Annotated in this window: 16 protein-coding genes; 11 read left to right on the top strand and 5 right to left on the bottom strand. The window is 35.6% G+C overall.

Translation table 11 applies throughout. The annotated features are described in order from the left end of the window. The coding region (locus tag GTR01_RS23365) for an integrase core domain-containing protein (RefSeq protein ID WP_160137461.1) at nt 1-198 on the top strand (198 nt) is incomplete at its 5' end. Here GTR01_RS23365 and GTR01_RS23360 read toward each other — a convergent pair. From GTR01_RS23360 to GTR01_RS23340, 5 genes are all read right to left on the bottom strand, one after another. Then, nucleotides 187-888 (bottom strand): hypothetical protein, encoded by a 702-nt coding sequence (locus GTR01_RS23360; protein WP_160140123.1) that lies wholly within the window; start codon nt 886-888, stop codon nt 187-189. The genes GTR01_RS23365 and GTR01_RS23360 overlap by 12 nt on opposite strands. Nucleotides 889-1,179: 291 nt before the next feature. Then, the gene (locus GTR01_RS23355; protein ID WP_160140122.1) at nt 1,180-2,637 is read right to left on the bottom strand and encodes an LptF/LptG family permease; all 1,458 of its coding nucleotides are present in this window, start codon (nt 2,635-2,637) and stop codon (nt 1,180-1,182) included. Between the two features lie 108 nt (nt 2,638-2,745). Beyond that, entirely contained in the window at nt 2,746-3,393 is a 648-nt protein-coding gene (locus tag GTR01_RS23350) for a LolA family protein (protein WP_160140121.1), read from the bottom strand. Between the two features lie 146 nt (nt 3,394-3,539). Next, nucleotides 3,540-4,001, bottom strand: a complete 462-nt coding sequence (locus tag GTR01_RS23345; RefSeq protein WP_160140120.1) for a hypothetical protein — start codon at nt 3,999-4,001, stop codon at nt 3,540-3,542. Nucleotides 4,002-4,097: 96 nt separating this feature from the next. Continuing rightward, entirely contained in the window at nt 4,098-6,704 is a 2,607-nt protein-coding gene (locus GTR01_RS23340) for an FtsK/SpoIIIE family DNA translocase (RefSeq protein ID WP_160140119.1), read from the bottom strand. A 507-nt stretch (nt 6,705-7,211) separates the two neighbouring features. On the opposite strand from GTR01_RS23340, the gene GTR01_RS23335 reads away from it, so the two are divergent. The 10 genes from GTR01_RS23335 to GTR01_RS23290 all read left to right on the top strand — a co-directional run bounded on the left by GTR01_RS23335 (nt 7,212) and on the right by GTR01_RS23290 (nt 19,451). Then, entirely contained in the window at nt 7,212-8,078 is an 867-nt protein-coding gene (locus GTR01_RS23335; protein WP_160140118.1) for a hypothetical protein, read from the top strand. A 21-nt stretch (nt 8,079-8,099) separates the two neighbouring features. Beyond that, entirely contained in the window at nt 8,100-8,900 is an 801-nt protein-coding gene (locus GTR01_RS23330) for a hypothetical protein (RefSeq protein ID WP_160140117.1), read from the top strand. A gap of 24 nt (nt 8,901-8,924) precedes the next feature. Further along, nucleotides 8,925-9,425, top strand: a complete 501-nt coding sequence (locus tag GTR01_RS23325) for a hypothetical protein (protein WP_160140116.1) — start codon at nt 8,925-8,927, stop codon at nt 9,423-9,425. A gap of 208 nt (nt 9,426-9,633) precedes the next feature. Beyond that, nucleotides 9,634-10,194, top strand: a complete 561-nt coding sequence (locus GTR01_RS23320) for a cysteine hydrolase family protein (RefSeq protein ID WP_228452328.1) — start codon at nt 9,634-9,636, stop codon at nt 10,192-10,194. A 36-nt stretch (nt 10,195-10,230) separates the two neighbouring features. Then, entirely contained in the window at nt 10,231-10,848 is a 618-nt protein-coding gene (locus GTR01_RS23315) for a Crp/Fnr family transcriptional regulator (RefSeq protein WP_317167611.1), read from the top strand. Nucleotides 10,849-11,003: 155 nt separating this feature from the next. After that, nucleotides 11,004-12,131, top strand: coding sequence for a serine hydrolase domain-containing protein (locus GTR01_RS23310; protein ID WP_160140114.1), 1,128 nt, complete (start codon nt 11,004-11,006; stop codon nt 12,129-12,131). 391 nt (nt 12,132-12,522) lie between these two features. Next, entirely contained in the window at nt 12,523-15,798 is a 3,276-nt protein-coding gene (ccsA, locus tag GTR01_RS23305) for a cytochrome c biogenesis protein CcsA (protein WP_160140113.1), read from the top strand. A gap of 486 nt (nt 15,799-16,284) precedes the next feature. Continuing rightward, nucleotides 16,285-17,151 carry an SPFH domain-containing protein gene (locus tag GTR01_RS23300; protein WP_160140112.1) on the top strand — a complete coding sequence of 289 codons (867 nt, stop codon included), beginning with the start codon at nt 16,285-16,287 and terminating at the stop codon, nt 17,149-17,151. 85 nt (nt 17,152-17,236) lie between these two features. Beyond that, on the top strand, nt 17,237-17,425 hold the full coding sequence (locus GTR01_RS23295; RefSeq protein ID WP_160140111.1) for an Arc family DNA binding domain-containing protein: 189 nt from the start codon (nt 17,237-17,239) through the stop codon (nt 17,423-17,425). A 475-nt stretch (nt 17,426-17,900) separates the two neighbouring features. After that, nucleotides 17,901-19,451 carry an aldehyde dehydrogenase family protein gene (locus GTR01_RS23290; protein ID WP_160140110.1) on the top strand — a complete coding sequence of 517 codons (1,551 nt, stop codon included), beginning with the start codon at nt 17,901-17,903 and terminating at the stop codon, nt 19,449-19,451. The last annotated feature ends 78 nt before the right edge of the window (nt 19,452-19,529 follow it).

The raw sequence follows: 19,529 nt of genomic DNA, 5'->3' as shown, positions 1-19,529 counted from the left end.
CCTGCCCAAAATGCATATATTGAACGCTTAAACCGTACATTCAGAGAAGACGTTTTGGATGCATACCTATTCGGGTCTATAATGGAGGTAAATGCAATGGCTTATGAGTGGCAAATCGATTACAACAGTAATCATCCGCACACATCTTTAAATGGACTTAGTCCTTGGCTATATGCTAAAGAATCTTTAGTCAATTAGAAGGGATTTTATATTTATTAACTGTTTGAAAAAAGGTAAGTCTTCAAAAACAGGGAAGTTTACCCAATCTGCAATAATTATTTTAGCTTTAGCAAGGGTAAGTTCTTCTACTTTACCTCCTTTTTTGTTATAAAGATAAGAAGGTACTTCTCTCAATCTTTTGGTTTCTGCATCCGCAGCTGCCATCTGGCTGGTTCCGGCAGAGAATGTAGTAGGGTAGCCGTATAGTTTATATACTTTAATTTTTCCGTCTGTTACAATTTCAGCAAACTGTGTATTTTTTGTAAGATTATTAAAGGCTTTGATGTTACCGCTTAAACCTCCTGTTGCTGTATTGAAACCTTCCTTGGTATTGGTGTATTTGATGTTTTCAAAGTGTCTTTCATTATTGTTTTCATCAATAGCAACATATTCTTTGATGTCATCAGTATCCAATGTTTTGAACTTTTGTTTTTTCTTCGATTTATCAATATCAGATACGGGAGCAAATTTTACTTTCTTCTGATTATTCCAAGGGTACATGGCATCTCCGTTCAATCTTACGATCCCTTCGATCTTTTTACCACTCTTGTCGATGATATAACCGTATTTTTCATCTTTTCTTAGTTCATAATCCGTATTGTTATCTTCCTGCGCGTATGCAGTAAAGGAAGCCAGTGCAAAAAGGCTTAAAGCCAGTACTTTTTTCATGTAATTACCGTTTAGTTTTTTTGCAAATATAGACTTTTATTGATTGGAGATGAAAAAAAATAAAAAGTAGGGAAGATGGAAGTTTATGGTAGCTTATAACTCATTCCGAGTGTGTTTTATAAGATAGAAATTGAATAGAAGAATGTTTTTAATAATGAAATAAAAAACTAAGGTTGAGTGATTTTATATACTTGTTTTAATCATTCGTCTATAAGTAACTTCGAGTCCCTAGCTTCCATCTTTCAATAAATAAAAAGACCCGGATTATCCGGGTCTTTTTATTTATTGAAATTACTGATATCTCTGATGTTCTTTACTCTTTGAGAATCTTTTAGTAATAGGTTTGAACAGTGCTTTGTACTTTTCTGCATCGAATAATTGTGAATCGGTGAGTGCTTTGTAGGTCATCCATATTCCAAATGGGAGAAGAATGAAATTAGGAAGCCATGCCGCTAAATAAGGGTTCATTTTTCCACTCCATGACATATTTTCTACTCCAACATTAATCACATAGAAAATGATAAAAATAACAATAGCAATAATTACCGGAAGTCCCATTCCTCCTTTTCTGATGATTGATCCTAAACTTGCTCCAATCAGAAAGAAAATAAGACAGGTTACCGAATAAGAGATGTACCTCTGCTGATAAATAACAACCTTGCTGAAGTACTTCACATTGGTACTGAACTCATTCTTTTTGGATTCCAGTGTCGATTTAAGAGTTTCAAGTCTATTGTAAGAGCTGTAAATCATCTCAAGCTTCTTATCACTTTTTACCGTATCCAGTTTTACTTGTGCTTTGGCAGCTACTTTAGGTTTATTCCCTTGATCCATATAGCCCACCACTGTATTGGTTTGGTTTAAAACATCTGTTCCGATATTTTTAAAGAACAATGCATTTTCCTTCTTGCTTGTTGCGATAGTCTTGTTAAGCTGATTATAGGTTTCAAATCGATAGTCATCCGTAATCTGCTCTTTTTCGATAGCTTTATTAATGATTTCACTAATGTCAAAGTGATTAACCAGGGTATCGAACTTAATCGCCTGATCAGGCTGCTTTAGTCGTGCTGCTTCACCTTTTCCGGCAAAGTTATCTTCAACTACATATCCATTATAAAGGATTAGTTTTAGAAAATTCTTGTTACTTGCAGGAACAAATTTCCCTTTTTCTGCGACTACAGACTGTTGATTTTCGTATGTGTTGGCTTTTTTGTGAACAAATACCCCTTCAATATTTTCACCATTCTCTCCATAAATTTTGTCAAATTTTACCATATATCCAGGAATCTGATCGATAAACTGACCCGGAGTAAAGTTGATCGCCGGTTTGGTTTGGGCAATATTAAAAAGCATATTCTTGGCTTTTCTCTGGAAATCCGGAATAATGTTGTTGGAAAAGAAAAACAGCATGATGGCAAGAATTGTAGTAATTCCAAATAATGGAGCCATTACTCTGGTAAGAGGAATCCCCGCGGCTTTCATCGCTGCCAGCTCATAACGTTCTCCAAATTCTCCGAATGACATAATACTCGCCAAAAGGATGGTGAGTGGAAGAACCATACTGATAACGTTTACCCCAAGGTAAAAAAGAAGTTTCAGGATTTGCCAGTAGCTTAATCCTTTTCCCATAAACTGTCCTAATTGAACCCAGATAATGTTTACAATGAAAATGAAAAACAATACGCTGAATATAAAGAAAAACGGTCCAAAGAAGGTTTTTATGATATATTTGTCTAGTATTTTTAACATGCGCCAAAATTAATCAAAAAGCCGCAAACTTGCGGCTTTTATATTTTGTTATTTTTTTTCTGAACTGAATTTATCAAAAGGTGAATTTACCATTTTGATTTTCAACTTTTAAAGTTCTGTAATGACGTAGTTTTTGAACTTGTTTTTGTCAAAAACAAACATGTTGGGATCCAGATCTTGGTTCTCTTTGTACTCTTTAATGGCAATTACAGCTACATCTTTATTGTTTCCGTGTTGTTCTAGTTTTACCATCTGTTTTTTTGCAGAGTCTACAAAAAGATAAACAAATTGAATTCCGTTTGCTTTTACCGGAGTAAGTTTAATAAAGTCTGTATTTACACCATTGACTGTTTTCTTACCGTTATACGTTACATTGTATTCATTTCTGTAGGTAGTAAGGTAATTGATAGGGGAGAACATAGCACTGCTTCCGTTAGGCTTTGCAATAGTAACTTCCATATCATCAGCATTGATATTGTAGATTTTATTTCCGTCGAAGATCTGTTCTGTATCCATGATCTTCAATTTGTATTTGTCTCCAGCTGTATAATAAATTCCCGGTTCTGTTTTGTTAACCTGTCCGTTCAATCCGCTTCCAAAAGAAAATTTGAAGTAAGAATTCTTTTTAGAATTATAGTTGGCTGTAATATCATCCAATATCTTTTTAGCTTTTGCATCTATCTTTTGAGCATTTGCCATGCCTACTGCACCTACAACAAAACTTCCTACTATAACTTTTGAAATAATATTTTTCATTTTTTTATTTAATAATCTTTAGATAATTTTAAACTTTTCAGGTTAAAGCAAGAACTCTTTTTCCCTGTATTACTGCTATTCTTCCAAAAACTGTTCCAAAAAGACCCTTTTTCAAGACTGGAAGTATTACGGATACTTTTTCTCAATTATCTTGTTTCCGGTCTTTCAATATACTTATCGAAGTTTTCAGGAAGCATATTGGTAATGGTTAATTTGTTCGATGTAATGGTTGGTTCAATTTTTATAACTTTAGTATGTTCATTGATATCCACCAAATGTTTACTTCTCATGTTTACCATATCTATATGAAGAGCAGTGAACTCATGTTTTCCTATTCCTAAGTCAACAATTACATATTCTCTTGGCCTGATCTGTCCCAAAGATTTGTTGTCAAGCATAATATTTAATCTTGCTGTGTTGTCTACTTGATGAAGAATTCCGGCTCCATTATAAATTAATACTTTGCCATTTCCTAGTGTATTATTGTCGATTACATCTAGTTTTACAGAAGTATAGTCGCTGGGAACCGATCTTAATGCGCAGGAAGATAATGTTAGTGTACATGCAAAAAGACCTAATTTAATAGTTTGTTTAATTGTAATTTTCATGATAATAGTTATCGGATATTATTTATATTTTTCGGGATGTGCTCAAGCGAACACATCCCGGGGTTAATTTGTAGCAATAATGCTTTTGATGATGAGTTAGTTCCTTAAATCTTCAAGGAATTGTTCTAAAGAATGAAGATCACTGATAATAACTTCTCTTGCTTTAGCTCCATTGAATCCACCTACGATACCACTTGCTTCCAGCTGATCCATGATCCTTCCGGCTCTGTTGTATCCTAGTTTCAATTGTCTCTGAAGCATAGAAGTAGATCCCTGTTGTGTGGAAACGATAATTCTTGCAGCTTCTTCAAATAATGCATCTTTTTCATTGGGATCAAAAGCACCTACAGCAGAACTGTTGGCATCTTCTGAAACATATTCCGGCAGAATAAATGCTGATGAATATCCTTTCTGTTCTCCAATAAATTCAGCAAGTCTTTCTACTTCCGGTGTATCTACAAAGGCACATTGAAGTCTTAAAATTTCATTACCGTTGAAATAAAGCATATCTCCTTTACCAATCAGCTGATCAGCTCCCGGAGAATCAAGGATCGTTCTTGAATCTACACTTGAAATTACTCTGAAGGCAGCTCTTGCAGGGAAGTTGGCCTTAATCATACCTGTGATTACGTTCACAGAAGGTCTCTGTGTAGCAACAATAAGGTGAATCCCTACGGCTCTTGCTAACTGTGCCAATCTGGCAATCGGTAATTCAACCTCTTTTCCTGCAGTCATGATCAAGTCTGCAAACTCGTCTACTACCAATACAATATAAGGAAGGAAACGGTGACCGTTTTCAGGGTTTAATTTTCTTTCTGCAAACTTTTTGTTGTATTCTTTAAGGTTTTTACAGAAGGCGTTTTTAAGAAGATCATATCGGGTATCCATTTCAATACACAGAGAGTTCAGGGTATTGATTACTTTATTGGTATCTGTGATGATAGCTTCTTCTGCATCCGGTAATTTTGCCAGATAATGTCTTTCAATTTTTGAATATAAAGAAAGTTCTACTTTTTTAGGGTCAACCATTACGAATTTTAGTTCGCTTGGGTGTTTCTTGTAGAGTAGGGAAGTAAGGATAGCATTAATCCCAACAGACTTACCTTGTCCTGTTGCTCCAGCCATCAATAAGTGAGGCATTTTTGACAGGTCAGCCATAAAGATCTCGTTGGAGATTGTTTTTCCAAAAACAACCGGAAGATCCATATCCGTATTCTGGAATTTATGAGAAGCAATTACAGAACGCATAGAAACCATAGTAGGATTTTTTCTTGGTACTTCAATACCAATTGTTCCTTTTCCTGGCATTGGAGCGATAATTCTAATTCCAAGAGCAGAAAGGTTCAGTGCGATATCATCCTGTAGTTTTTTAATGGCCGCAACACGAATTCCAGCTTCCGGTACAATTTCGTATAAAGTAACTGTTGGGCCGATGGTTGCTTTGATCTCTGCAATTCCTACGTTGAAGTTTTTCAGAAGCCCAACAATCTTATTTTTATTTTCTTCTAATTCTTCTTTATTGATAGAAATTTCTTCGTTACCATAGTCTTTCAGAAGTTCCACAGGAGGCATCTGGAAATTGGCAAGATCCAATTTGTGATCATACAAACCGTGCTTTTCTATCAGTTCCTGAGATTTTTTATCCCCATCATCCAATACATCAATTACTGGCGCTACTTCCACGTTAAACTTGATGTCTTCTTTTACTGCTACCGGCGTTACGGGAACTACAGGAGCGGGAGCAGAAACAGGAACAGATGGTCTGATATCAAAAGCTTCTTCTGGGCTTGAAACCGGAATCGTTGGTTTTGTGGAAAGATTTAAGTTAACAGGTTGAGAAACTTCTTGAGACTCATTATCAAATGAAGTATGATTAGGCGTTGTGATCGTTTCTATATTATTTGTTGCCGGAACTTCAGGGAATCCTTTTGGGATACTTACCGGTTCAGGGGCTTTAACCTTATTGATTGGATTAGAGGATGGAGAATTGGCAATATCACTTACTGTAACCTTAGGAGTGACTTCTTCTTCTATTTCAGTTTCATCTATTTCTTCTTTCAGGTCTTCATCTGCTTCAAAATCTTCATCAGAATCAGGCATCATCGATTTTACTTTTCCAATAGTATTTTCATTAATCTTATTCAGTTTTGCCTTGATGGAACTAGGGCGCAGGTTAAATTCAAGAATGAAATACAAAAGGATGCTGGCTGCCAATACAGTCCATAATCCTACAGATCCAATAATGGCATTTAAATAATCCATGATTTGATATCCGTACACTCCTCCAAGTACACCTTGTCCTTTAGTAAGTGCTCCCATGAAAATAGGAAGCCAGCAAATAAAGAACAAAGAATGTCCGATCGTTTTCCATGGCTTAAATATTTTCTTTTTAAGAATCATGGTTCCAACAACCAAAAATAGAAATGCTATAATAAATGAGGCTATACCGATGCTTTCAAATATGAAAATGTTTCCAAACCAATCTCCGGCTTTACCGAAAATGTTTGAAGATTTTATACTCTTATCAAGCATGGTTCCTGCCTGACTTTGATCTGCTTTCCAATTCATTAAATAAGAAATGAATGATAAAGCGAGAACAGCGGAGAACAGTATAAAAGTAAGCCCGAAAAATATACGTGGCTTAGATAAAATTCTGCCTTTTTCAGGCGATTCAGTCGGTTTTTTTTGTGTCTTTTTGTCCATAAGTATCAATGAGGCAAATTTAATGTTTTTTCAATACTAAAGAGAATCTTTTTTCTTCAAAAAACATTTTATAATGCCACTTTTTACAGCGATTGTTTCAAGTTAATTTAAAAATATTCTGTGTTGCAAATTTTGGCTGAAATAAAAATAAGGTTATTTTTTTTGTTTATCCAAATACAAGGCTGTTAAATTATATTAATTGGTACATATTGCCCCTATAAAATTTAAAGAACAAGGATATATTATTTGCAGTACAAATATGAATTATTTAAATGAATTGTGAGCTTAGGCTGAAAAAAATATTTCATATATTTGTGATCTGTATAAAATTAATATAGCCTTTATATCGTGCTGCTTTATTGCTTTAATGAAGTATATATAACAGAAAAAAGGCTTTAGCTATTTTATCCTAAAACTGATTTCCATATTCCATCCTTCTTAACTAATTGGTGATTCTTTGCTTGATTTACCAATTAGAAAATAAATACGAACATTAAAAAAAGATGAATGAGAAAGCAGTTATTCTTTGTATTCTTGTTGGGTAATGGTATGTTATGGGCGCAGTCTCCGGGTGGTGTTTCCACAAATTTACAGGTATGGGTGAGAGCCGATGCAGGTACAGCTACAACAATTGATAATACACAGGTATCCATCTGGGAGAACCAGAAAGTAGGTGGAGTAAATGGAATTGCAAACCAAGGAATGCCGGGCTACTATGCAGATCCCGGATCGGGAACAAAGCCTGTTTACCGCTCTGCAACATCAATTCCAAGCTTTAATTTTAATCCGGCTATAGAAATTGTAAGTACCAACAGTTATAGATCCGGATACAAATTTCCATTAGGGTTTCCTGATAATACCACAAAAGCACTTACTTCGTATACCCATCTTACCAGAACAGCTACTGCCAGTTATAGAACAGTTTTTGTGATGAATGGTACGTTGCGTAGCTCCAATCCTACCGCTATTGCGGGAGTTTGGCAGTCTCCGTTTTTTGGAACAGGAACCAACCGTCCCCAGTTTTATAATGAAAAAGAATCAGGAGATGTGTTATTTGGAACAGATATTATCAATACAGTAGGGACTAATACTCCCAGTATTCAATCCTATTATAATGATATAGTAGGTAGTGATGTGAAATATTTTTTTGATAACAATGGTCGTACGTATGGTGGGCCTTCAAATAATATTTCTTCTATATACAATTATCCGGGAATGGTTCTTCTGATGGATAATGATGGCGGATCCGGCTCTTCATCATTGGCAGGAGACAGAATAGGAGAGTTTATTCTATATTCGGAAACACAATCTCCAGTAGAAAGGCAAAGGATAAATTCTTATCTTGCTATTAAGTATGGAATTACTTTGCAATAACCTCAAAACTATCTGAGCTCTGTGCCGGAAATTACATGGAATTCTAGCCTGAATACTACATTTAATAATAATATTTTTGGAATAGCCAGAGATGATATGTCTGTATTAAACCAAAGAGTAAGCAGTAGTATTAACAATGAAAATAATATTATGCTCACGGCAGCTACTTCCAATGATTTTATTTTACCCAGTGCAAATGTCGGCAGAACCTCTTTTTCTAAAGATAAAACCTTTTTGGTGATGGGAGATAATAATGTTCAGTCTCTTGCATTAGTTAATTATGGAGCAACTTCAGGGAAAATTATTCAAAGAAGCTGGCTGGCACAGAAAACGAATGATCAGGATCCGGTATGGTTACAGGCAGATCTTTCAAAGTATACCGGTATATTGTCTACAGATAAAGTATTTATGATGGTAGCCGATGATGCCGGATTTACACAAAATGTAAAAATGATTTCTGCGACGAGTTTTGTGAACGGTAAAGCAGTATTTAATTATACATTTCCAGCTAATCAATATTTTACATTCGGAACCAATCTTCAGGCATACTGTACCAAAGATGCTGCTACAGGAACACCCAATAGTATAACCAAATTTGGAATTACAGGCCATACGGGGTTGCAGGCCAATTGGCCCGCCATTATTCCGAACGGATTTATTGCATTAGAATCTACAAACAAAGGGTTTGTGATTACCAGAACTACTGCTGCAAATATTGCCGTTCCGGTAGAGGGGATGTTGATTTTCGATACTGCAGATAATTGCTTTAAGTTATACAATGGCACGTCATGGAAGTGCATCATAAGATCATGTAATGAATAACAGGTAATGTTTAAAGATAGAAAAATGAAAAATACAATATTACTCATAGGATTTTTAATGACCGCTTTTACCAATGCACAAGTGGCAATAAGTAAGGAAACTGTTGACGGAGACGGGATCCTGGATTTTGCATCTAATACGACTAATGGTATAATGCTTCCTATTGTACAAACATTGCCTAATGATGCTGTAGCCGGAACTCTTCTTATGGATAAAAATGATAAGATTTTAAAAATGAAAGATGCTTCTGGTTGGATTGCTCTTAGTGATGCCGGTTCTATCAGTAATGTTACTTTCAATGCCAATTCTGAAGTATCAGGGCCTAATAGGGTAATTATCGGAAGCCCTGTTACAAGTGTTCCGGGGGTATTGGTGCTGGAGTCAGCCAGTAAGGCTTTAATATTGCCTAAGGTAGCCAATCCTCATATCAATGTTAAAAGTCCATATCCGGGAATGATGTGTTATGATACGGTAAGCAAAACAATGGCTGTTTATGACGGTTTAAAATGGAGTTACTGGAAATAAAAATAAAGCATAAGACCGAGGGAAAACCTTCGGTCTTTTATTTTGTGGTCAGAGAGTATTTTTTGAACTAGTTCAAAGGGTAGAAGTTCCAGAGCTGATAATTTTGTACCATAAATTTTAAGCAATGAAAAATCTATTGAAAAGCTCGATGGTACTATGTCTGTCTTTATTATCACTCGTATCAATGAACGCACAACAAAAAAGAAAAATGGAAAACACAGTATTATTAATTATCGACGTACAGAATGATTACTTCCCGGGAGGAAAAATGACATTGGAAGGAGCTGAAGAGGCAGGCAAGAATGTTCAGCAGATTTTGGAATATTTTAGAAAAAACCATCTTCCTGTTATTCATATTCGCCATATTTCAACCAATGATGGGGCAACCTTTTTCTTACCAGGAACTGCCGGATCAGAAATTCATTCACTGGTTTCTCCTTTGGCTGACGAAAAAGTGATCGAAAAACACTTTCCTAACAGTTTCAGAGAAACAGATCTGTTACAATATCTTCAGTCTAAAAACATCAAAAATTTAGTTATTACAGGAATGATGACGGATGTTTGTGTAGAATCTACAACGAGAGCATCTTTTGATTTTGGTTTTAATAATACGGTTATCGGTGATGCTACAGCTACACGGGATCGGGAACTCAATGGGCAGATGGTAAAAGCAGTGGAAGTTCAACGGTCTTTTCTGGCAGGAATATCTGCACTCGGGAATCTGTATGCCCGTATCGTCAATACATCAGATTTCTTAGAAGGAAAATAAAATAGGGGAACATAGGCACTATCTAATAAAGGTATCATGAATATTGGTATCTTTATTTTGTTAAATACTATTATGTTCGATCTGCTCTATAAAAATATTATACGATACATTGATCTTTCGGAAGAAGAGTTCAGTCAATTTACAACTCCATTTCAATGGAAAAGCTTTAAAAAGAAAGACGTTGTTCTCCAACAAGGTGACTTTTGCCTTTTTGAAGGTTTTGTACTGAGTGGATGTTTTAAAATCTATTATCTGAATGAAAACGGATTTGAACAAACTTTATACTTTGCAGTAGAAGGATGGTGGATTACGGATATTGATAGTCTGATTAATGATGTTCCAAGTATTTTAAATATCGAAGCCCTTTTAGACAGTGAAGTATTGATGATTTCAAAAAAGGATAAGGAACAACTGTATGAAACGATGCCACAGATCGAAAAATTATTCAGGATCATGAATCAGCAGTCTTCGGTAGCACTTCAGAGAAGAATTCTTTCTTTAACAGGTAAAACAGCTGATAAACGTTATTTAGAATTTTTACAAAAGTATCCTGGGCTAGAACAAAAGCTTACTCAACAACAGGTTGCTTCCTATCTTGGAATAACCCATGAATTTTTAAGCAAAATCAGAAAACGAATCTCATTAGAGAAATAGACCTTGTATTTGTTGTTGAATTTTTCTATCTGAATTGATGAAATGAGTAAATTGTAAACTAAAACAATTTAAACAATTTGTTGATAATGATACATATAGAAAAATGTTTGTTATTGCTATTGATCGCTTTTTCGTTTTTGTTACCTGCTCAAAAATTGAATCGTGACATTAGAAATAAAATTCTTAAAGTTGAAAATTCTCTAAGTCCAAACATTATTTCGGGGACTGAGAAAGTTCCTGCTTATACTATTTTTAACAGGATGAAGCAATTTAACGTAAAAGGGGTCAGTATTGTTGTTGTCAATAATTATAAAATAGAATGGATTAAAGCTTATGGATATGCAGATGAAGAAGAGAATAGGAAAGTAGATGTCAATACATTGTTTCAGGCGGCTTCAATCAGTAAGACCGTTAATAGTTTAGGATTTATGAAGCTTGTGCAGCAAGGTAAAGTAGATCTTGATAAAGATATTAATGATTATCTTAAAAGCTGGAAATTTCCCTACGATAGTACTTCAAAAAATAAGATCATTACTTCACGGAATTTACTAAGCCATTCTGCCGGATTAGGTGTTTCAGGGTTTTCAGGATATGAAAGAAATGCAAAAATTCCTGACATTTTACAAATCTTGAATGGTATCTCACCGGCTAACTCTAAACCTGTTCGTTCTATAAAAGAACCTGGACTCGAATTTGATTATTCCGGTGGAGGTACCGTGATTTCTCAACTGATCCTTACCGATACCTCAGGGAAAAGTTATGAAGAGTTTTTGAAAAAAGAAGTGTTTGAACCTTTACAAATGACGCATAGTACCTATACCTTGAAAAATGACACTTTAAATATTGCTTCCGGATATTATTCTGATGGGAAGAAAGTAAAAGGAAAATACCATTTATATCCGGAGTATTCGGCAGCCGGGCTTTGGACGACTCCTGAAGATCTTGCAAAGTACATGATTGAATGCCAATTGGCTTTAAAAGGTAAATCTGAAAAGGTTTTGACTCAAAAATATATGCAGGAAAGGTTTACTCCGGCTGTGAATTACAAAGAAAGTAAAGTAGCATTAGGAGTATTTCATCGGTATAAAAACGGTGTTTATTATTTTAATCATAATGGAGGGAATGAAGGTTTTACCTGTGCCTCTTATGGAAGTCTTGATAAAGGATATGGAGTAGTAGTGATGACCAATACCAATAATCAAGAATTTATGCTTGAAATTTGTAACAGTGTTGCTCGGGTTTATGATTGGGATCATTTTTTTGTGCCTCAGATTACTAAATAAGAAAGGTTTATTCTACTTAAGAATAAGAAATTAGAAAATTTTACCCTTAAAAATAGATGGATGAATCACTGAAACAAACTCAAAAATTTTATATCAATTTCACAGAAAATAAAAGTCTGGTGACATTAGTTTCAAATTGGATAAGTCCCAGGCGGTTTTTCTTTATTTCTCCTAAAAAAGACACCTTTGAAATAGAAGTCTTCAATCGCTCAAATAGGCATTATTAATCTGTATTTCTTCGGTTTTAAAAATTGAATTTTTCCCAATAACTCCAATATTATTAAGAATGATTCAAAATAAGTAAAACAGGGATCAAAGTGACAAAAAACAGCTTTTTTTCAGTGCTTTATGGTTTATCATCCTTATTTTTGCATGTCAAGTACATATCAACATGAAGAAGCTCCAAGATATTATTATCTCAACCAGGACAATGGCTGTATTGTTACTGGTTTATGCATTCGCAATGGCCTATGCAACGTTCTTAGAAAACGACTACGGAACTCCTACAGCAAAAGCATTAATTTATGAGGCGAAATGGTTTGAACTCATCATGGTGCTGCTTATCGTTAACTTCATAGGTAATATCGGAAGATACAGACTGTGGAAAAAGGATAAATGGCCGGTTTTGGTTTTTCACCTTGCCTTTGTATTCATTTTTATTGGTGGTGCCATCACAAGATACATCAGTTTTGAGGGGCAGATGCACATCAGAGAAGGGGAAACATCCAACGAAATTGTAACGGATAAAAACTTCCTTAAAATCCAGATTGAGGAAAAAGGAGATGTCCTAAACTACCAGGATATTCCTTACCTGATGTCTCCACTTCACAAAGATCTTAATGCCACTTATGACTTCCACGGAAAAGAAGTGAAGATTTTTGCAAAAGAATATATTCAAAGAAAAAAGGACAGCTTACTGGCTGAACCAAACGGAACTGAATATCTTCACCTGGTTTCAACAGGAAAAACCGGAAGACAAAATGTTTACATCAAAGCTGGTGAAACAAAATCTATCAACGGAACCTTGGTAACTTTCAACAGACCAATTGACGGAGCTGTTGAATTCAAGAATGAAGGGGGTAAATTATTCATCAAGACTCCAGTAGATGCCACTTATATGACCATGGCAACACAAGCTACCGGAAATACTGTAAAAGATGAATTCCAGCCCTTAGCATTGAGAAGCTTATACAGCATCAACGAGCTAAAACTGGTTGTACCTGAAGGTCTTAAAAAGGGTAAGCTGATGGCTATAGAAGGAGACAGAAAGAAAGATGCTAATGTTCCGGATATGCTTCAGATTGAACTACAAGGCCCAAAAACAAAACAATTGGTTGATCTTTCCGTTGAAAAAGGAAATCCAAATGCATACAAGCAAATCACAATGGATGGATTGAACATCATGGTAGGATACGGCCCAAAAGTGTACAATACTCCTTTTGCATTGAAGTTGGATGACTTCGTTATGGAAACATATCCGGGAAGTAATTCTCCAAGTGCTTACGAAAGTCACGTGAAAATCGTTGACGAAGGAAAAGAAACGCCTTATAAAATTTATATGAACCACGTTCTAAACTATAAAGGTTACCGTTTCTTCCAGTCTAGTTTTGATCCGGATAGAATGGGAACTGTATTATCTGTAAACCACGATTATTGGGGAACGTTGATTTCTTATATCGGATACGGATTATTATTCTTAGGAATGTTTGTGATCTTCTTCTGGAAAGGAACACACTTCTGGAAATTAAATAAAATACTGAAAGACGTTAATAAAAAGAAAGCTGCTGCAGTACTTTTATTATTCTTAAGCTTAGGGCTAAATGCTCAAAAAATTGAAACACATGGAACTACTGACGGAAGCAGAGACCATGTACATGTAGAAGGTGATGGACACACTCATGCAGCACCAGCTCCTGAAACAAAAACATCTCAAGACAGCGAGATAAAACAAAACTCATTGGCTTCTCCAATGGGCAAAATGAGAACTATTTCAGCTGATGAGATCATTGCTAAAAATAAAATCAGCAAAGAACATGCAGAGAAATTCGGTTATCTTTTAGTTCAAAATTTCGAAGGACGAATTATTCCAATGAACACACAGGCTTTAGAGGTTTTGAGAAAACTTTACAAGCATGACAAATTCAAAGGAACAGACGGTAAATCTCTGGATGCTAACCAATGGTTCCTTTCAATCAATACAGATACAGAAAGCTGGACATCCGTTCCCCTGATCAAAGTTGATGAAAAAGGTGGTAAAGCACTTCTTGAAAAAACAAAAGCCAATGAAGATGGGTATACTTCTTTACTGAATTTATTCCCGGTAGATAAGAATACAGGGATGTTAACTTATATTCTGGAAAGAGACTATAACACAGCTTTTGCAAAAAAACCGGCAGACCAATCTGAATATGACAAGCAGGTTATTAAGCTAAATGAAAGAGTTCAGATTTTTAACGAATTTTTCAGTGGTCAGTTTTTAAGAATTGTTCCTGTGAAGAATGATGCTAACCACACTTGGCATTCATGGCTGGATCAAAAGTTTGAACCGGACATGGAATCTCAGCAGGTAATGGGGCCTTATTTTTCAGAAGTTATTGGTGCGCAAAGATCCGGAGATTGGAGCAAAGCAGACTCTGAATTGGTGAAGCTTTCAGACTACCAGAAAAAATGGGGGAAAGCTGTAATTCCAGATCAATCTAAAGTAGATCTTGAAGTATTCATGAATACTGCGGATATCAATTTTAAACTATTGATTTTCTATACTATTATTGGAGGTCTTCTTTTGCTTCTTGGATTTGTAGAATTATTCAAACCCAATAAAATATTAAACAAAGCCATTAAAATAATTATTGCAATTGGTTTAATTGGGTATATCTTCCATTTCTTAGGTCTTGTAGCAAGATGGTATATTTCTGGACATGCACCTTGGAGTAACGGATATGAAGCTATTATCTTCATCTCTTGGGTAGGTATTACAGCTGGATTGGTTCTTTACAGAAATGCCAACGCATTGATTCCAGCATCAGGATTTATGGTAGCTGTTATCATGATGGGATTTGCACACGGAGGTTCAGCGCTTGATCCACAGATTACACCGCTTGTACCGGTACTGAAATCTTACTGGTTGATCGTTCACGTGGCGATCATTACATCGAGTTACGGTTTCTTTGCTCTGTCGATGATTATTGCCGTATTATCTTTGGTGTTCTATATTATTTCAAACAAAGACACGTACAAAATTCACCACGATACAACATTGAAGGAATTGGTCATCGTTTCTGAAATGTCATTAACAGTTGGTCTTTTTGCTTTAACGGTAGGTAACTTCTTAGGAGGGATCTGGGCAAACGAATCATGGGGTAGATACTGGAGCTGGGATCCAAAAGAAACATGGGCTTTCATTTCCATTATGGTGTACGCTTTTGTATTGCACATGAGATTAGTTCCGGGATTAAGAAGCAGATGGGCATTCCACGTAGCTACAATGTTTGCTTTCTGTTCTATGGTAATGACTTATTTTGGAGTAAATTACTACCTGAGCGGACTTCACTCTTACGCAGCAGGTGATCCGGTACCAGTACCAGCTTGGGTATACATCGGAATCGCAACAATGATTACTTTAGCAGCTGTATCTTATTTCAAGTTTAAAGTTTTAACGAAGAAATAATCTTTTACAACATATAACTCAAAATCCCGGAATTCACTTCCGGGATTTTTTATTTAAAAAACTATCATTGTATATAATATAATGAAATGCTTTGGGAGCTTCTTTTTAATGCTAGGTTCACAAAAAGTAAAAAATATACTCTTCTTCATTTTTCGATCGCAGAGGCACTTCGTTCAGTTAACTAATCACCTTGCTGAGTAAAACGATCTTACCCTTTTTTGTTAATTAAAACCCTTATGAACCTAGTATTTGTTTTTTCTTATATTCAATATCTGATTTCTATGAAAATTATAATCTCACACCCCGCACCCCGCATCTCAACATTCCCATCTTCTCGACTTACAAACTACAATTGCGTTCTGTATAAACCCTCGCATCGCGCATCCCGTACCTCGTCACCAAAAAAAATCAAAATTTCTAATACAAAATTCAAAATTTACCGCTACCTTTATGATATCAAAATAATATCAAATTAAAAATTCAATCATGGAAAAAACATTAAAACCCATGTCGGGTTACCTTACATTAGTGATCTGTCTGGTACTCTTTGTAGCAGCAGTGTACTTCTTTATAAGTGGAGTAGATCAAAGTATTACGTTTGTGATCATAGCGATGCTTTGCTTCCTCGTTTCATGCTTTTTCTTAAAAGGACTGATGATTATCCAGCCTAACCATTCAAGAGTGCTGAATTTCTTTGGGAAATATGTGGGAACAGTAAAAGATAACGGATTGTTTTTTATTAATCCTTTGTATTCATCTCAGAAAATGTCATTACGTTCAGAAAACTTGCAGGGACAGACTCTGAAAGTAAATGATAAAATGGGGAATCCTATTGAGATTGCAGTCGTAATTGTATGGAAAGTAGGAGACACTTATAAGGCAGCCTTTGATGTAGAGCGTTATTCCGATTTTGTGAAAATGCAGAGTGAAGCGGCAGTACGTCATTTGGCTATGAGTTTCCCTTATGACAATCTGGAAGATGATCATGCTCCTATCACTCTCAGAGAAGGTGGGGACAAGATTAACGCTATTTTAGAACAGGAACTTACAGATCGTTTGTCAAAGGCTGGAATCGTAATTCAGGAGGCTAGAATTTCACATCTAGCGTATGCTTCAGAAATCGCAGGAGCAATGCTTCAGAGACAGCAGGCTACCGCTATTGTGGCAGCAAGAACTAAAATTGTAGAAGGAGCTGTAGGAATGGTAGATCTTGCCCTTAAAAAGCTTTCTGAAGAGAATATTGTTGAACTTGACGATGAAAGAAAAGCGGCAATGGTAAGCAATCTGATGGTAGTGCTTTGCGGTGAAAAAGCAGCGACTCCAATACTGAATGCAGGAACACTGTATAACTAATTATAACAATCAATAATTCTGGGTTTCATTAAAATAATCAACCCGGAATATAACCCAATGCATCTTGCAACAAAAACAAGAATAAATGAAATCGGAAAAAGCTCAGAACACTTCGGAAAACAAAGGCAAAAAATCCTTTGTGTTAAGGATAGATGAGTCTACTTATAAACTCCTCGAAAAATGGGCCAATGATGAATTCAGAAGTGTAAATGGTCAGATTGAATATCTCCTGCACCAAAGCCTTGTGAACAATGGAAGGAAGAAAAAAGACTAGCTTTGAAGCAAAAATGGGGAAAATAGAATCAGATAAAAATGGTTTTAATTCATTAAAAAGAGATTTTTTGTGGAATTAAAATATAAAATTCTCTGTTCTATTATGGATTTTATCATTGTTGGCAACAGAAGAAATCTTTTAATAAACCTTATTATAAAAAGAAAGCAGAGAAAAATTTTCTCTGCTTTTTTATTTCATACAACTCTGAAGCGAATCTGCTCCAAAGTAGAATATTACGAGCCAAATCAAGCCTTTAATGGTAAAGAAAGCAAACCCTGCCCATCCAACACGCTTGAACCACTTTTTAAACTTTGAGTTATTTTCTTGTGAATTTTCCATTGGTGATTATCAAAAAGATTACCCTACAAAGATAAGCATGTTTGGAATTAGTCCAAATAAATAACATATTAAAAAATTAAAGTTTTGAGGTTCGCATAATATTTTTATCTTTAGAGAGAACGAAAAGTAAGATTTTATGTCAAAAAAAGTAAAGGATTTCGGAATCGAAAAAACACTCAAAAACCTTGGTATTAAAGAAGAGAATAAAGGGACTTCAGTGGGCGGTAAATATTTCGCTTCAGGAAAGGTGATAGAAAGCATCTCTCCGGCAGACGGAAAATTAATTGCTAAAGTAAAGACTTCCGGAGAAAGTGATTATGACAAAGTTATTGAAACAGCTCAAAAGGCATTTCAGGAATTCAGGTTGATCCCGGCTCCTAAAAGAGGAGAGATCGTAAGACAGCTTGGGTTAAAGTTAAGAGAATATAAAGATGATCTTGGAAAACTTGTTTCTTACGAAATGGGTAAGTCTTTGCAGGAAGGACTTGGAGAAGTACAGGAAATGATTGATATCTGCGATTTTGCAGTAGGACTTTCAAGACAGCTTCAGGGATATACAATGCATTCTGAAAGACCTGGTCACAGAATGTACGAGCAATATCATCCGCTTGGGGTAGTGGGAATCATCACTGCATTCAACTTCCCGGTAGCCGTTTGGTCTTGGAATACAGCTTTAGCTTGGATCTGTGGTAACGTTACGATCTGGAAGCCATCAGAAAAAACTCCGCTTTGTGCGATTGCATGTCAGAATATTATGAATGAAGTTTTGAAAGAGAACAACCTTTCAGAAGGAATTTCAAGTGTATTGGTTGCTGACCATGAGATTGGGCAGAAATTAGTGGATGATAAGAGAGTAGCTTTGGTATCTTTCACAGGTTCTACAAGAGTAGGAAGAATGGTTTCTTCTAAAGTAGCAGAAAGATTCGGAAAATCTATCCTTGAACTAGGGGGTAATAACGCAATCATCATTACTAAAGAAGCAGATCTTAACATGTCTATCATCGGAGCGGTATTCGGAGCGGTAGGAACGGCAGGACAAAGATGTACTTCTACAAGAAGACTGATTATCCACGAAGACGTATATGATGAAGTAAAAACAAGATTGGTAAAAGCTTATGGCCAGTTGAAAATTGGAAATCCATTGGATGAAACGAATCACGTAGGCCCACTTATTGACGTGGATGCTGTAAATCAATATCAGGAATCTATCAAAAAATGTAAAAAAGAAGGTGGAAAATTCGTTGTTGAAGGTGGCGTTTTATCTGGAAAAGATTATGAATCCGGATGCTATGTGAAACCTTGCGTTGCTGAAGTAAAGAATTCTTACGAGATCGTTCAGCATGAAACTTTTGCACCCATTCTATATTTAATCAAATACAAAACATTAGAAGAGGCTATCGCTATTCAGAATGATGTTCCGCAAGGACTTTCTTCTGCAATCATGACGCAAAACCTTAGAGAAGCAGAATTATTCCTTTCTCATGCAGGTTCAGATTGTGGTATTGCGAACGTAAATATTGGTACTTCAGGAGCTGAGATCGGAGGAGCTTTCGGTGGTGAAAAAGAAACCGGAGGTGGAAGAGAATCAGGATCTGATGCTTGGAAGTATTATATGAGAAGACAAACTAATACTATAAATTACACTACGCATCTTCCTTTAGCACAAGGAATTAAATTTGATTTATAAAAGCTTTACTTAAAGCACCCAAAAAACTATAAAAAAACTTAATAACCTGAATGATTAAAATGCTCAGCCTTTGGATCG

The sequence above is a fragment of the Chryseobacterium sp. c4a genome (assembly GCF_009900745.1).
GTDB lineage: Bacteria > Bacteroidota > Bacteroidia > Flavobacteriales > Weeksellaceae > Chryseobacterium.
Note: the sequence above shows the minus strand (reverse complement) of the source record. Positions and strands in the feature narration are given on the sequence as shown.

What these genes read in the sequence shown, in the direction of transcription:
- GTR01_RS23325 (WP_160140116.1), top strand. Translation starts at nt 8,925, where the DNA reads ATGAAAAATACAATATTACTCATAGGATTTTTAATGACCGCTTTTACC.
- GTR01_RS23320 (WP_228452328.1), top strand. Translation starts at nt 9,634, where the DNA reads ATGGAAAACACAGTATTATTAATTATCGACGTACAGAATGATTACTTC.
- GTR01_RS23355 (WP_160140122.1), bottom strand. Translation starts at nt 2,637, where the DNA reads ATGTTAAAAATACTAGACAAATATATCATAAAAACCTTCTTTGGACCG.
- GTR01_RS23360 (WP_160140123.1), bottom strand. Translation starts at nt 888, where the DNA reads ATGAAAAAAGTACTGGCTTTAAGCCTTTTTGCACTGGCTTCCTTTACT.
- GTR01_RS23290 (WP_160140110.1), top strand. Translation starts at nt 17,901, where the DNA reads ATGTCAAAAAAAGTAAAGGATTTCGGAATCGAAAAAACACTCAAAAAC.
- GTR01_RS23335 (WP_160140118.1), top strand. Translation starts at nt 7,212, where the DNA reads ATGAGAAAGCAGTTATTCTTTGTATTCTTGTTGGGTAATGGTATGTTA.
- GTR01_RS23340 (WP_160140119.1), bottom strand. Translation starts at nt 6,704, where the DNA reads ATGGACAAAAAGACACAAAAAAAACCGACTGAATCGCCTGAAAAAGGC.
- GTR01_RS23350 (WP_160140121.1), bottom strand. Translation starts at nt 3,393, where the DNA reads ATGAAAAATATTATTTCAAAAGTTATAGTAGGAAGTTTTGTTGTAGGT.
- GTR01_RS23315 (WP_317167611.1), top strand. Translation starts at nt 10,231, where the DNA reads ATGAATATTGGTATCTTTATTTTGTTAAATACTATTATGTTCGATCTG.
- GTR01_RS23345 (WP_160140120.1), bottom strand. Translation starts at nt 4,001, where the DNA reads ATGAAAATTACAATTAAACAAACTATTAAATTAGGTCTTTTTGCATGT.
- ccsA (WP_160140113.1), top strand. Translation starts at nt 12,523, where the DNA reads ATGAAGAAGCTCCAAGATATTATTATCTCAACCAGGACAATGGCTGTA.
- GTR01_RS23300 (WP_160140112.1), top strand. Translation starts at nt 16,285, where the DNA reads ATGGAAAAAACATTAAAACCCATGTCGGGTTACCTTACATTAGTGATC.
- GTR01_RS23295 (WP_160140111.1), top strand. Translation starts at nt 17,237, where the DNA reads ATGAAATCGGAAAAAGCTCAGAACACTTCGGAAAACAAAGGCAAAAAA.